General features: G+C 69.5%; 10 protein-coding genes. 8 read left to right on the forward strand and 2 right to left on the reverse strand.

The genetic code is table 11. The annotated features are described in order from the left end of the window. Positions 1-132: 132 nt before the first annotated feature. The 3 genes from AB0P41_RS23230 (at position 133) to AB0P41_RS23240 (ending at position 2639) form a co-directional block, all read left to right on the forward strand. Entirely contained in the window at positions 133-1497 is a 1365-nt protein-coding gene (locus AB0P41_RS23230) for a DUF4157 domain-containing protein (RefSeq protein ID WP_365934210.1), read from the forward strand. A gap of 192 nt (positions 1498-1689) precedes the next feature. Next, positions 1690-2229 carry a TetR/AcrR family transcriptional regulator gene (locus tag AB0P41_RS23235; protein ID WP_365934212.1) on the forward strand — a complete coding sequence of 180 codons (540 nt, stop codon included), beginning with the start codon at positions 1690-1692 and terminating at the stop codon, positions 2227-2229. After that, positions 2226-2639: a DUF6069 family protein gene (locus AB0P41_RS23240; protein WP_365933910.1), complete on the forward strand. Its 414-nt coding sequence runs from the start codon at positions 2226-2228 to the stop codon at positions 2637-2639. The genes AB0P41_RS23235 and AB0P41_RS23240 overlap by 4 nt, the downstream gene beginning before the upstream one ends. Here AB0P41_RS23240 and AB0P41_RS23245 read toward each other — a convergent pair. Further along, on the reverse strand, positions 2626-3393 hold the full coding sequence (locus AB0P41_RS23245; RefSeq protein ID WP_365933912.1) for a TetR/AcrR family transcriptional regulator: 768 nt from the start codon (positions 3391-3393) through the stop codon (positions 2626-2628). The genes AB0P41_RS23240 and AB0P41_RS23245 overlap by 14 nt on opposite strands. Before the next feature lie 123 nt (positions 3394-3516). On the opposite strand from AB0P41_RS23245, the gene AB0P41_RS23250 reads away from it, so the two are divergent. Then, entirely contained in the window at positions 3517-4308 is a 792-nt protein-coding gene (locus tag AB0P41_RS23250) for an arylamine N-acetyltransferase (protein ID WP_365933914.1), read from the forward strand. Positions 4309-4587: 279 nt separating this feature from the next. Here AB0P41_RS23250 and AB0P41_RS23255 read toward each other — a convergent pair whose 3' ends face one another. Further along, a complete protein-coding gene (locus tag AB0P41_RS23255; RefSeq protein WP_365933916.1) occupies positions 4588-5607 on the reverse strand; it encodes a sporulation protein in 1020 nt (339 codons plus the stop codon). 354 nt (positions 5608-5961) lie between these two features. Here AB0P41_RS23255 and AB0P41_RS23260 point away from each other — a divergent pair, with 354 nt between their 5' ends. The 4 genes from AB0P41_RS23260 (at position 5962) to AB0P41_RS23275 (ending at position 13139) form a co-directional block, all read left to right on the forward strand. Beyond that, complete coding sequence (locus AB0P41_RS23260; protein ID WP_365933918.1) at positions 5962-7290, forward strand: hemolysin family protein; 1329 nt, start codon at positions 5962-5964, stop codon at positions 7288-7290. Next, on the forward strand, positions 7287-8306 hold the full coding sequence (locus AB0P41_RS23265) for a hemolysin family protein (protein ID WP_365933920.1): 1020 nt from the start codon (positions 7287-7289) through the stop codon (positions 8304-8306). Before AB0P41_RS23260 ends, AB0P41_RS23265 begins: the two co-directional genes overlap by 4 nt. 215 nt (positions 8307-8521) lie before the next feature. Next, a complete protein-coding gene (locus AB0P41_RS23270; RefSeq protein WP_356710752.1) occupies positions 8522-8863 on the forward strand; it encodes a CU044_2847 family protein in 342 nt (113 codons plus the stop codon). Between the two features lie 16 nt (positions 8864-8879). Then, the gene (locus AB0P41_RS23275) at positions 8880-13139 is read left to right on the forward strand and encodes a trypsin-like peptidase domain-containing protein (RefSeq protein ID WP_365933922.1); all 4260 of its coding nucleotides are present in this window, start codon (positions 8880-8882) and stop codon (positions 13137-13139) included. The last annotated feature ends 2 nt before the right edge of the window (positions 13140-13141 follow it).

Raw genomic sequence — 13141 nt, forward strand, 5'->3', positions numbered from 1 at the left:
CAGGATGTGAACGCTGCGCAGCGGCAGGGAAGCGAGTCGCGTATGCCCGTCATGGCGCCGGGTCCTGGCGGCCCCGGGGCGGCGGCCGCCTTCGCCGGGCAGGTGCCGGGCGGGCAGTCGCCGGAGGCCGTCATGGCACTGCAGCGTTCCGTGGGCAATGCCGCGGTCTCCCACATGCTCCAGGTGCAGCGGCACGCTCATGGGGCATCCTGCGGTCATGGTGGGGCGTTACCGGAGGAAGAGGCTCCGGTACAGCGCCGGCTGGCCGCGCATGACGTATTGGGCCTGCCCGGCCGCCCCCTCCCCGGGCCGCAGTTGCAGGACATGGAGACGCGGTTCGGCGGCGTCGACTTCAGCGGCGTACGCATTCATGACAACGCGGCCGCGAAGAGGTCGGCGCAGGAGATCGGCGCCCGCGCCTACACCTCCGGCAGCCACATCGTCATCGGCGAGGGCGGCGGCGACAGCCATACGCTCGCCCACGAACTCACGCATGTCGTCCAGCAGCGGCAGGGCCCCGTCCCGGGTACGGACAACGGCAACGGGCTGAAGGTCTCCGACCCTTCCGACCGGTACGAGGTCGCCGCGGAGGAGAACGCCCGGCGCGTCATGTCCGGGACCGCGCCGGCGATCGAGCGCACGGCCCAGCGGGCGGTGGGCGACAACGCCGGGCACGGGCACACGGTGCAGCGCCGCAAGCCGTCGGCCAACGCGCCCACGGATCACTTCGCGGCCAAGGCGCAGGACCATCCCGAGTGGTCCGTATTCCAGAAGATGATGCAGCAGGGCGGGTTCCCGGCAGACGTGACCGAGAGCGCCTGGCAACTGCTGCTGGGCGGGGTCTCCGAACAGGAGGACCTGAACCAGAAGTCCGCCGACGCGTCGATCGACTCCGCGGAGCGGCGCAAGATCCGGTCCTCGAACACCTGGTACCGGGAGCTCGTCAACCTCGTGGGCGATGCTCTGAAGATCACCACTCCCACCTTGGCGCTGTGGTCGGGCGGCTTCGATGTCAGTATCTACGCCCACGGGAAGGGGCACACGTCACTGGAGTTCTCCCGGCTCGGGAAGATCATGGACCAGCTGGAGCTGCACGCCAACTGGAAGCTCCAGGCCCCGCTGTGGAACGTCCTTTCCACAGCATTCGTGGAGCGCGCGACAGGCCCCGTACACGTATTCCTGAGGGCCTACAATCCCGACAGCGTCCTGATCGCGCAGGAGATCCCGCAACTGCGCCTGATCCAGCAGCTCAATCCCGCCGTCGAACTCATCTGGCATCCGCTGTACACCACGTCCGATGGGAAGATCAAGGAAATCTCCCAGCGCCTGGAGCTCACCGACAACGCGGAATTCCGGAGTCGCGACAAGTGCGTGGCCGTGATGTACACGTACCTGATGCGTCTTCACGACACGACCAACAGCAACGCGTCGATGGCGTACTCCGAGATGAACGAAAACCTTGAGAAGAACGTCAACGCGAAGGCGGACGCCGAGTAGGCCAGCCGTGGTCGAGGATCCTGGCGGGCCTCTCACCGACCAGCAGCGAGCGGGGCTGGACAGGCGGAGTGAGGGCTCACTCATCGACGGAGTGAGCCCTCACTCCGTATACTCGCGGTCATGAGAGCACCTGGGGAGAACCAGAACACCCGTCGTCGCGCCCCCGCCATGTCGCCGGAGCGGCGCCGCGAGATGATCATTCAGACCGCGATCCCGCTGATCTCCGAGTACGGCGCCGCGGTGACAACCGCGAAGGTCGCCCGCGCCGCGGGCATCGGCGAGGGCACGATCTTCCGGGTCTTCGCCGACAAGGACGAACTGCTGCAGGCTTGCGTGGCCGAGGCGCTCTCCCCCGAGCACGCGGTCCGGGAGCTCGACGCGATCGACGTATCCCAGCCGCTGTCCGCCAGGCTCGCGGAGGCGGCCGAGGCGCTGCAGGCGCACATGTCCAGGATGGGCGCGATCCTCGGCTCGCTCGGGCATCGGGGCGGCAAGCACCGCGGCACGGTACGCGGCGCGGGCCGTGACGAGTCGACGACCCGTATCCGCGCGGCCCTCGCGGACCTGCTGGAACCCGACAAGGCCGCCTTGCGCCGGCCGCCGGAGCAGATCGCGGCCCTCTTCTTCGGGCTGCTCTTCACCCAGCCGCGTACGGACGACGAACCCGACCTCACGTCGCAGGAGCTGGTGGAGGTCTTCCTGCACGGGGCACTCTCGGGGGACACCAAGTGAGCGTGCGGAGAGGACGCCTGTGGGTCACGGCCCTGGCAGTCCTGGCCCCCGTCCTGGTGTGGCTGGTCGCGGACCCGGTGCTGGGGCACCGGCTGCGGATCACCGACGGCGAACAGACGCTGGACATCGGCGCCGTGCCCGTGGTGATCGCCGCACTGCTCGCGTCGCTCTCCGGCTGGGCACTGCTGGCCGCTCTGGAGCGGTTCGGAGTGCGGCGCGCCCGTGCCCTCTGGACCGGGGCCGCCGGTGTCGTACTGGCCATGTCCTTCCTGCCGTTTACCGGCGACGGCATGGACGGCGGTACCCGGGTCTTCCTCGCTCTGATGCACCTGGCGGTGGCGGTGGTGCTGATCCCGGGGCTGGGCGGCAGGACCCCCAGGGGCGGGAGCCGGACCGTCAGGACTTCGTAGCGCCTGATCCTTGACCCGATGGATTGCCGGAAGCCTGGCTGCGCAGCGGCTGACCGTCCCCGGGCGCGTCGCCGCCTGCGATCGCCTCGGACGCGAGCGTCTGGTAGTTGCCGGGATCGATATCGGCGGTGCTGATCCCCTGGCCGGGCAACTGCTGGGCATCGCCGCGGGGTCGCAGACTGTCGAGCATGAGAACCAGAGAGCGATCCGCGCTGCGCTGGGTGAGTTCGGCGCTCAGGCCGGGGATCGGCCGCAGCAGCAGGGCGATCAACAACGCGAGGTCCCCGGTGTCCACGTCCGGACGCATGTCGCCGTCCACCTGGGCGCGCCGGACGAGTCGGTCGATGATCTTCAGCAGGGTCTTGCGTAGCCGGCGGTTCTCGGGGTCCTGCTGGAGGTCGGCCCAGGCGCTGGCGAACCAGACCGACAACCAGGTCGCCAACCGCAGTTCGGCGCCTGCCTGATGCACGAACCGCGTCAGCGCTCGCCAGGCATCGGGCTCTTCGTCCTCTGCCGTGCGAGCGACGGCAACCACGCGGTGAAGGCCGTCCGACGCCACCGCGCTGATCAGAGCCTGCCGGTCCGGGAAGCGGCGGTAGAGGGTGCCGGTCCCGACGCAGGCGCGGCGGGCCACCTCTTCCGCCGGCACGTCAGGCCCTCTTTCGGCGAACAGCACCCGGGCCGCCTCGATGATCTGTTCACGGTTGAGCCGGGCATCGGCTCGCAGTTCGCGCCCGGAAGTCGAAGGTGTCACGACAGCACTATATGTGAGCGAGCATCCTCCATATAGTGTATCTAAGTGGCGGCTCGTCTATCAGATAGGGGTCCGGGGATGACTCTTCACGCGATGCTGCACCGGATCGGGCACCGAGGCCGCGTGGCGCCCGACCGAGAGACACTCTTCGCCTTGCACCGGTCCTGGCGGCGCATGGTGCCGTACGAGAACATCGACATCCAGCTCGGCCGGCCGATCAGCCTCGATCCCGACGCATTGACCGACAAGCTCGTACGGCGGCGGCGCGGCGGCTATTGCTACGAACAGAACGCGGGCCTCGCCGTGTTGCTGCGCCTGGCCGGGTTCGAGGTGTCGATGGTGGAGAGCGGCGTCATGCGCCAGGCTCATGGGGATGCGATGTGGGGCAACCACAATGCGCTCGTCATCGACCTCGACGGCAGTCGATGGGTTGCTGATGCCGGTATCGGCGACGGGTTCACAGAACCGCTTCCGCTGCGCGAAGGCGCCTACAGGCAAGGGGCGTTCACCTACCGGCTGGAGCGACTGGCCTCGGACACCTGGCGCTTCCATCACCACCCGGGCGCGACGATCGCCTCCTACGACTTCCGCCTCCAGCCACGCGAGCCTGCCGATTTCACCGCCCGCTCGCACGAGCTCTCCACGGCTGCGGGATCGCCGTACGTCACCACGCTGATCGTCGCACGGCCCGTCGCCGGGTCCACGTCGCTGCTGCTGTCGCGTACGGTGCGGCAGTACAGCGCCGACGGCAGGAGTTCATGGGTCATCAGGGACGTGGACGAGTTCGCCGCAACGCTCTCCGAGAACTTCCTCGTACCGCTCGACGACATAGGGCCGGAGGGCGTAACCCGACTGTGGGAGAAGGCAGTCGCCCAGGACGACCTCCGGCAGACACGCACCCGGGAGACCGGCTGACCGCGTTCAGCCCGTCCGCGAAAGAGTTCCGGGGACGCCAGGATCGACGAGAAGTTCCGGGCTGCCTTCCAGCAGGGACACCGCCCGGAGCGTCGACAGATGAAGCCAGGCGCTCGCGGTCGCGGTACCTCGTGGTCCGCGACGAGCCGGGCGACCCTGCTGCTTTCGGAAGCGCCGTCAGGACCCCGGGCGACAACGGCCAGGCAAGGGGTGTCCGGACCGTACGGAACGGCCCGGACACCGTGGTTCCCGCAGCGGTCCGGGAATCACCCGGGAGGCTCAGCCCTCTTCGCTCTCCTCGTCTCCCTCGAAGAAGTCACCGACCTCGTCGACGACTTCGGCCGCCACCATCCCGCCGACGACCCCGACGGCCAGGCCTGCAGCTCCGGCGGCGACGGCGGTGCCCACCCCAGGCCCGGACCGGTGGTGGTCATCGCCCTGGTGGTGCCGGCCGTGATCGCCCTCCTCGTGCGCGTAGCCGCCGTACGGTTCGTCATGGCCGGGCGCACCGTGGGCCGTGCGGGAGGACCGGTCCTCGACGAGCCGGCGGATCCAGCCGTCGACCTCGGTGTTCCAGTCGTGGTGCTCGACGCCGTGGTGGCTGACCGTGAAGCGGGTGACCGCGTCGTGGCCGGCCGAGAGGAGGCCACCGCGTTTGTCCGCCTCCAGAACGACCTCCATCCCCCCGGGATGGGCAAGGAAGGTCACCTCGACCTCATTCAGGGTGTGCGCGTATCGCGCGGGAGGCGTGAGCTCGATCTCCTGGTAGAACGGCAACTGCTGGGCGGTTCCACCGATGCGGCCGAACTCCAGATCCGCCGTCCTGAAGCCGAAGCCGAGTTGCCCCAAGGCTTCCAGAATCGCCTCCTGGGCCGCCAGGGGCCGTACGGTGAGCTGGTCGAGGGCGCCCGTGTCCCTGGCTCCGGTGACCTGGAGCTCGGTACGCAGCCCCAGCACGATACCCAGAGGCTGGCCGTGCAGCTCGGTCGCCGGGGTCTCCCACGGCAACGTCACGGAGAAGGGGAGGCTGCGCTGCTCGTCCTCGGCAAGACGGAAGCCGCCGCCGAGAGTGAACCGGTCGAAGACGAGGACTCCCTCGCTCTCCCCGTCCTGGTGCTCCGCCTCCACTCTCGCGACCAGCTCCAGAGCGATCTGCTCGATGTCGAAGCCTGCGTTTCCGCCCGACAGGAGGACGTGCCCTCCGAGACTGCCGCCCGGCAGGGCCGGGCCCGGGTCCAGGACCGTATCCACCGAGGGGCCCCCGACGCCGAGCGACCCGAGCAGCCGTTTGAACACCATCGCGGTGCAACTCCTTCATTTTCCGTATGAGGTGGAACCCTTCCGGGTCCCTCCTCGTATGCTCTACAGGCATGTAGAGCATAGAGGCGGAACAGCCCGCGCCGACCGCACTCCCGGGGTCCTGGCCGGGATTGGCCAGAAGAAGTCCCACAAGGGGTCGCCAGGTCGCCCGACAAGGCGACTTTGCGAATCCTTTACTATTGGGGTCGGACGAGTTGATCTCCCTGCAGCCGTACCGGGCCCCCGATCCATCGAGCCGAGAAGGAGCGACAGAACCGCAATGGGTGAACCTCCCAGTAGCAGCCATGCCCCTGCCCACCTGCCGATTTCGAGCCAGGAGCCGAGGCGGGCACGGTGACCGAAGTACTCCTGCTTCTCCTGGCCCTCGCCCTCACGCTGGCCTGTGCGGTGTTCGTCGCGGCTGAGTTCTCTCTGACCACCATCGAGCGCGGCGAGCTGGAACAGGCGGCGGAAGCCGGTGAGCGCGGCGCCGCCGGAGCCCTGAAGGCGGCCAAACGGCTGACCTTCCAGTTGTCCGGCGCGCAGCTGGGTATCACGGTCACCTCGCTGATCATCGGCATGCTCGCCGAACCATCGCTCGCCGCCCTCCTGCGCGGACCGCTCGAAGCCGCCGACCTGCCGGACGGGGCGGTCTCCACCGTCGCGACGCTGCTCGGCGTCACCCTGGCGACCGTCGTCCTGATGGTCATCGGGGAACTGGTCCCGAAGAACTGGGCGATCTCCAGCCCGCTCGCCGTGGCAAAGGTCGTAGCGGGCCCGCAGCGGGGCTTCACCGCCGTCTTCGCTCCTCTGATCCGGCATCTGAACAACACCGCGAACCGTGCGGTACGGCGCTTCGGCCTGGAGCCCCAGGAAGAACTGGCCTCCGCCCGCAGCCCGGAAGAGCTGGTCGCCCTCGCCCAGCATTCCGCACGGGAAGGCACGATGGAGCAGGACTCCGTCGAACTGTTCGTACGGACCCTGCACCTGGGTGAACTGATCGCCGAGAACGTCATGACCCCCCGCGTGGACGTCCAGGCTCTGGAAGTCCACTCCACCGCGACGGACGCCGCGAACCTCTCCCTGGCCACCGGCCTGTCCAGGTTCCCCGTCTACCGCGCCAGCCTGGACGAGGTCCTCGGCACTGTCCACATCCGCGACGTGCTCGCCCTCGACGAGGTCGAGCGGGACCACACGTCAGTGACGGATCTGGCGACGGAGCCACTGCTGGTGCCCGCCTCCCTGCCCGTGGACCGTCTTCTGCGGCGTCTTCGAGTGAGCCGGACCATGGCCGTGGTGATCGACGAGTACGGAGGTACCGCGGGTGTCGCCACGGTGGAAGACATCGTCGAGGAAGTCGTCGGTGAAGTACGCGACGAGCACGACCCACTCGAGCAGCCTGATCTGATTCGCCTGGATCCGTCCCCCGACGGCCGTCCTGTGTGGGAGGCCGACGGCAGCGTCCGCGTCGACCAGCTCGAAGAGATCGGTCTCGGCGTCCCCGAGGGCCCCTACGAGACCCTGGCCGGGCTGATCGCGACCCGGCTGGAGCGCCTCCCGCTGCCCACGGACCATGTCGAGGCCGACGGGTGGCGGTTCGACGTGCTCCATGTCGAACACCACCGCGCCGACCGCGTCCGCATCACCGGCCCCGCCCCGCAGAGCACGGAGGAAGCCCGATGACCGCGATCCAGTTGTTGATCGGCGCGCTGACGCTCCTGACCAACGCGTTCTTCGTCGGAGCCGAATTCGCCCTGATCTCCGTACGGCGCAGCCAGATCGAGCCCGCCGCCCTCAAGGGCAACCCGCGTGCCGGATCCACCCTGTGGGGCCTCCAGCACCTCTCCGCCGTCATGGCCACAGCGCAGCTCGGCATCACCATCTCCTCGCTGGTCCTCGGCGCGGTCGCTGAGCCGGCCATCGCCCACCTGCTGGAGCCGCCGTTCGAAGCGGCCGGTGTACCCGAGGCACTCATCCACCCCATCGCCTTCGTGATCGCGCTCACGGCGGCGACGTACCTGCACATGCTGATCGGCGAGATGATCCCCAAGAACATCGCCCTCGCAGCCCCGGCTCCGACAGCCCTGCTGCTGGGCCCTCCGCTCGTGGCCCTCACACGCGCGCTGCGGCCGGTCATCTTCGGCATCAACGCGTTCGCCAACGGCATCCTTCGTCTGCTGAAGGTGGAGCCCAAGGGTGAGGTCACCTCCGTCTTCACCGACGACGAACTCGTCCGCCTCGTCAAGGACTCCAGCGAGGCCGGACTCCTGACGCCCGCAGACGGCGAGCGCCTCCAGGACGCACTGGAGCTGGGCACCCGCCCGGTAGGGGAGGTACTGGTGCCCCTGAAGAGCGCCGTCACCGTGGATCACCAGGTCACCCCCAGGCAGCTGGAGCGCACTGCCGCCGCCAGCGGCTACTCCCGCTTCCCTGTGACCGGCCCCGACGACGAAGTACTCGGCTATCTGCACATCAAGGATGCCCTCGGCCTAACCGAGCGCTCGCGGCCCTTCCCACGCAGCTCCTTCCACCCGATCGTCCGGGTCGAGATCGACACGCCGCTCGACGACACCATGACGGCGATGCGAGCCGCAGGCACGCATCTGGCGGCCGTCACCGGCGACGAGGGCACCGTCCTCGGGTTCGTGACCATGGAAGACGTCCTGGAAGAACTCGTCGGCCGCGCCCCCCTCTCGTGAGGACGTGAAGGAAGGGCGCAGCACTCGCCCCATCAGGAGATCGCGCGGACGCCGAAGCCTCCGTGATGCCCGCCTCCGAGACCGGTCCCAGCTACCACTCTTCGCCAACTGGCCACATGTCAGACGTAGTTGCCGCTTCGTGCCTTGACTCCCTGCTTCTTGTGCTGTCAGCTCATGTCGTACGAGCGGACGGCGGGGACAGGGGTGCGCGAGCGATGGCCGAGGTGACGGTGCAGGTCCCGACGGGGCGGCCGGGCGAGGAGCCGATCCTGGTGCGGATCAGGGAGACGGAGGAAGCGGTGACCCGGGTCGGACGCGGGGCACGGGCCGCGGTCCAGGCGTCGCGCACACTCGACCAGATGCTGGACGCGGTGCGGCCCGTGGCGGAGAGCTTCGTGTCCCGTTTCACTCAGATGGACAACCCGCCGGACGACATCGGCCTGGAGTTCGGCATCTCTCTCACCGCGGGTGCCGATGTCGTCATCGCGACAACAGGGACCGAGGCGAATTTCACGGTCACCCTGAGCTGGTCGGGTACTTCACGCCGGGTCGGCTGAAGGAGAGCGCCGAGCCATGACCGAGCGGTCCCCCTCCCATGACGAGATCGCCGAGGAATCGCTCACCGCCGCCACGGTGCGGATCACCGGTCCGGCCGGCGTCGCGGGTGTCGGCGTACTGATCGCCCCGCAACTGGTGCTGACGTGCGCCCATGTCGTGACCGACGCAGCCGGGCTGGCGCGCGGGCATTCCGAGCGGCCGCGGACCACGCTGGACGTCCGGCTGCTGCACACCCCAGGTGGCGCGGAGGCCGTCACAGCGAAAATACGGAACTGGGTGCCCGAGCACCCGGACGGCCGCGGAGACCTCGCGGTGCTGCTGCTCAGCACTGTCCTGACCGGTGCGCGGCCGGTCGTCATGGCCGATCCTCCCTCGGCCTTCGGTCACCAGGCCGTCGTCTTCGGGCTGCCGGACGACGTGGCGGAAGGCGGCTGGCACACCGCCGTGCTGCGGGGCCGTACCGGGGTCGGCTGGCTGCAGATGTCCCCGGACGGCGCATCGGACCCGATCCGTCCGGGCTTCAGCGGGGCAGCCGTGTGGGACAAGGTGACGGGCAGCGTGGTGGGCATCGTCACCGCGACCGCCTCCAAGGCGCGCGGGCAGAACTTCTGCATCCCGACACGCACCGTCACCGAGCAGATTCCCGCGCTCGCCGGGCTGCTGGCCCCGCGGTGCCCGTTCCCGGGCCTGCACCCGTTCACCGAACATGACAGCCGGCACTTCTTCGGCAGGGACGCCGATGTCGCAGCGGTGCTCGGGCTGCTGGGCGTCCTCGACGGGCCGACGGGCTGCGTCACCCTGACCGGTCCCTCGGGATCCGGCAAGTCCTCCGTGCTCATGGCAGGCGTCCTGCCGCGCCTCAGGGAACAGGGTGCCGAGGTCGTCCTGCTGCGCGCCGCGTCCGGGCAACGGCTGCCCGTCCGGACTCTGCCGGCGGACGCCGGGCAGCGGCGTGTGGTCGTGGCCGTCGACCAGGCCGAAGCCCTGCTGACGCTGCCGGACGACGAGCTGCGCGAGACCGCCGGCCTTCTTCTGGAGGCCGCGGCGCGCCCGGACACATGCGTCCTCACGGTGGTTCGCTCCGATTTCCAGGACGCGATGCTCAGCCATCCGGAGCTGGGCCGACTCGTCGGCGGGGCGCCCGCCCACCAGCTGGGGCCGATGCCCGCGCAGGAGCTCGCCGACGCGGTCGTGCGGCCGCTGGAGGGGATACCGGGCGTCGAATACAGCGCCGGTCTTGCGACGCGGATCGTCGAAGACGCGGTGGGACGGCCGGGGGCGCTGCCGCTGCTCGGGTTCCTTCTGGAGTCGCTGTGGGAGCAGCGTCGTGGCGGACGTCTCCGGTTCGACACCTACGAGCGTCTCGGCGGCGTCGGCCGTGCACTCGGCGAGCGGGCGGACACGGCCTGGCATGAGGTGCAGGGGGCACATCCCTCACCGGCCGCGGAGAGTCTGTTGCGTGCGCTGGTACGGATCCCACCCGGGAGGAGGACGCCACTGCGGGCGCGGCTGCTCCGCCGCGATGCGGGTGAGGAACGGTGGGCGATCGCCCGCGCGCTGGCCGAGTCACGCATCCTCGTGCTCGGCGTGGACGAGACGGGGCACGAGACGGTGGAGCTGGCGCACGAGGCGCTGATCGAACAGTGGCGGCCACTGGCCGAGGTGCTCGCCGAGAACCGTGCCTTCCTGGAGTGGCTCGGCACGTTGCGCTACGACGGGCAGCGCTGGCGGCAGGAGGGCAGACCCGATGGACATCTGCTGGAGGATCCTGCCCTCGCCCTGGCCGAACAGCGGCTCGCGGAGCGCGGGGACGAACTCACGGCGGACGACCACACCTTCATCCGGTGCAGCGCGGAACTGCGCGACCGTAGACGCCGGGAGGCCGAGCGGAGCGCGACCCGCGCCCGTCGGGTGCGGCTGCTCACCGCGATGGTCGCCGTCGTCTCCTCCCTGGCACTGATCGTGGGGTCGTTCCTGTATCGGGGCATGGTGGCGGAGCAGCGGCGCCTCACCTCCGACCGGTTGGCGCAGCAGGCTGCCGCGCTGGACAGCGTGTCCCTCACGGCCTCGTCGCTGTTCACCGTCGCGGCCTTCGACACCGAGCCCCGCCAGACGGCCCGCTCGACGCTGATGGCCCAGGACCTGCGGCTGAAGGACGTGGAGAACGTCGTCATGGAAGGCCGGTCCGACGTCGAGGACATCTTCTCGGCCGGATCGGGTGAGCAGTTGTACTCCCTGCTGGACAGCGGCGACGTCGTCCAGCTGGACCTGCGCGAGGCGGATGCCGAACGGCCGGAGCCGCGGCAGCGGACGCGTACAGGCGACAATGCGCGCTTCGCCGTCTCGTCGAACGGCCGTGTCATGGCGCGTTCGAGTGGGTGGGGTGTCATCTCCCTGGGGATACGCGCCACCGACGAGGCGGCATTCGATCCCGAGGCGAAGGTGCGGTACGTCTCGCTCCGGGGCACCGAGGACGCCCGGAGGAATCCACGCCCCGCGAGCGACCTCCGGTTCGACCCTGGCGGGGACCGGGTCCTCGCGACGATTCGCCGGGAGGGGGTGCTGGTGTGGCGTACCGACGACGGCAGTCGCCTCGGCCGGACACTCACCCCGCCGAAGGGCTGGGACGCGGTCGAGGCGTGGTTCGGGGCGGGCGACACGGTGGTGGCCCGTATCGTGCCCGCCGGCGCGGACCGGGACGAGGCGTCGGGCCGCCTGCTGGCCTGGGATGGAGCGACGGGTGAGCCGAGCCGCCCCTGGGGCGAGCGGGCTGCCGCTTCAGCGACCGTCAGCGGTGACGGCCGGACCTTGGTGACCTGCACCGCGGAGGGCGCTCTCGAAGTGTGGCGACTCGGCCGACAACCGCGCCGGGCACAGACCTACCAGACCAGCACGGCGGTGCAGTTGTGTCCGCTCCACGTTCCCCGGCTCGACGCGACGGGCCGCTATCTCGTCAAGCCCGTGGGCCGGATGGGCGGCGATCTCGGCCGCATGCGGTTCCTCGTCGTCGACCTGGAGAAAGGGTGGCCGGGCACCTTCGACGTGCCGTCCACCGCACCGGAAGACATCAACCTCACCCGTGGGAGGGCCTTTCCGGCGGTGGCTCTCGCCGGTCCTCCGAACGACCTGCGGGCCGCCGTCGGGGTCGGCGGCAGCATCGTCACCGTACGGGTCCGCCCCCCGGACTCCTTCGACGTCAACGTTCTGCTCGGCGGCTTCCGCACCGCGGACGGGGAACACCGACGCCTCGCGGTGGTCGGCGCCGAGGGTGACGCTCTGCAGATCTGGGATCTCAAGACCCGCAAGCTGATGGGCCGCGCCAGGTCACCTGAGCCTCTGGCCCGCTTCTACACCGCTTTCAGTCCTGATGGATCCCGCATGCTCACCGTGACGGAGGACCAGCGGAGCGTGCTCGTCTGGCGGCTGACCGAAGGCCCGTCCGGGGGCGGCACCACGCACACTCTGGCCGTGGAACACGTGTTGGAGCTGCCGTCCCCACCTGATCTCACCGCCCGGGGACCCGACCCGCTGACCGGGCTCACCCCGTCCTGGATCAACACCACATTCGCCGACGACGGGTACGCCGTGATCTCGGGGCTGTCCTACATGTCTCGCTGGAACCTCGACACGGGTGAGCAGGACGGCATGACGTACCGGCCCTCGCAGCAGGAGAAGCCTGCACTGGCCATGGCGGCGGCGGGCACCTGGGGCGGGGTTCTGCCGGGCACCCGCAAGGCGGTCGTGCGGACCGTCGACGGGGTCGGCACGTGGGACTTCGAGACCGGCGAGTACACCCGGTGGATCAAGCGGAAGGAGCAGGACGAGGCGATCCGCGGTCTTCTCGTCTCTCCTGACGGCAAGCGGCTCACGGTGCACTACGCCGACGGATCCGTCCGGCTCTGGAACATCGAGCGCAAGGAGTGGGACGACGACAAGCTCACCAATGACGGCGTCTTCGCACTGGGCCGGAATCTGGACGAGAAGGGCGATGTACTGCACACCACCACCCGGGCCGGCGAGCAAGTGGTCTGGGACACCCGGGGCAAAACCGTGCTGTACCGCTACTGGGCGCACTACGACACCACACTCTCGCCGGACTCCACAGGAGAGCGGATCACCATGGTCGAGGGCTCCCGCTCCTTCACTGTTCCCCTCGATGCCGACAAGTCGATCGAGCGGCTCTGCGCACTCGCCCAGCGGGGACCGACCAAGGGGGAGAGGGATCAGGCCGGCGACAGCGACGAGTTCGACCACGCGTGCCGGTCCGGGTCGTGAAT

The sequence above is a fragment of the Streptomyces sp. NPDC079167 genome, from assembly GCF_040686735.1.
Taxonomy (GTDB): Bacteria; Actinomycetota; Actinomycetes; order Streptomycetales; family Streptomycetaceae; genus Streptomyces.